A 503-nucleotide genomic window follows, 5' to 3' on the forward strand; every position below is an offset into this window, starting at 1 on the left:
GGGGGAAGGAGAAGGAGAAAAAAGAGAGAGAAAAAAGAGAGGGAGGAGGAAGAGGAAGAGGGGGAGAAGAGAAAGGAGAAAGAAAAAGAAGAAGAGAAAGGAAGAAAGGAGAAAGAAAAGGAGAAAAGGAAAAGAAAAGAGGGGAGGGAGGGAAAGAGGAAAAGGGGGAGGGGGGGAAGGAAGGGAGGGAGGAGGGGGAGGGGGGGGAAGGAGGGAGAGGGGGGGAAGGGAAGGGAGAAAGGGGGGGAGAGAGAGGGGGGGAAAGGAGGAAGAGAGAGGAGAGAAAGAGAGAAGAAAGAAAAGAGAAGGGGAAGAGAAAGAAGAAGAGAAAAGGAAAGAAGGGAAGGAAAGAGAAAAGGAAGGGGGAGAAAGGGAGGGGGAAAAGGAAGGGGGAGAAGGAAGTTAGAGGAAAGAGGAGGGGGAGAAAGAGGGAGAGAAAAGGATGAGGGAAAAAGGAGAAAAAAAGGGAGAAAGAAAGGAAGAGAAAAGAGAGGGAGGGGAGA

1 protein-coding gene is annotated in these 503 nt (G+C 50.5%); it reads left to right on the plus strand.

Going from position 1 to position 503, the window contains the following annotated elements; translation table 11 throughout:
- On the plus strand, nt 1-503 hold a 503-nt coding region (locus IB250_RS29185; RefSeq protein ID WP_192347022.1), incomplete at both ends, for a hypothetical protein.

This window comes from Pseudomonas sp. PDM09, from assembly GCF_014852305.1.
Taxonomy (GTDB): Bacteria; Pseudomonadota; Gammaproteobacteria; order Pseudomonadales; family Pseudomonadaceae; genus Aquipseudomonas.